This is a genomic window from Winogradskyella poriferorum (assembly GCF_050618035.1).
GTDB classification, from domain to species: Bacteria; Bacteroidota; Bacteroidia; order Flavobacteriales; family Flavobacteriaceae; genus Winogradskyella; species Winogradskyella poriferorum_A.
Window position 1 is genome coordinate 1 of record NZ_JBODPY010000116.1, and the last position, 238, is coordinate 238.

At 47.5% G+C, this 238-nt stretch carries 1 protein-coding gene; it reads right to left on the reverse strand.

Annotation, left to right across the window (positions count from 1 at the left end):
* On the reverse strand, positions 1-238 hold a 238-nt coding region (locus ACRHOC_RS15135), incomplete at both ends, for a hypothetical protein (protein ID WP_431159441.1).

The following is a 238-nucleotide window of genomic DNA, read 5'->3' on the forward strand; positions in this document are numbered from 1 at the left end:
ATTGGTTGTTCTATCACCATTGCTGGCAATCTCGCCCAGTGCTAATACGCCTTCAACAATGATGTCGGGCTGTTGACTGTTTACTTGATCTGATACGGCTCTTAACTCTGCAGGGAACTGGCTATCTAGTGCGACGGTTCGGGAGAGGCAGTCGCAAACTAAAATGCTTGAGGACCTTACTTGCATTGCAACTTTGACTGCGCTGCTTGCTGCATTAATAAGTTTTTCGGGAGACCCT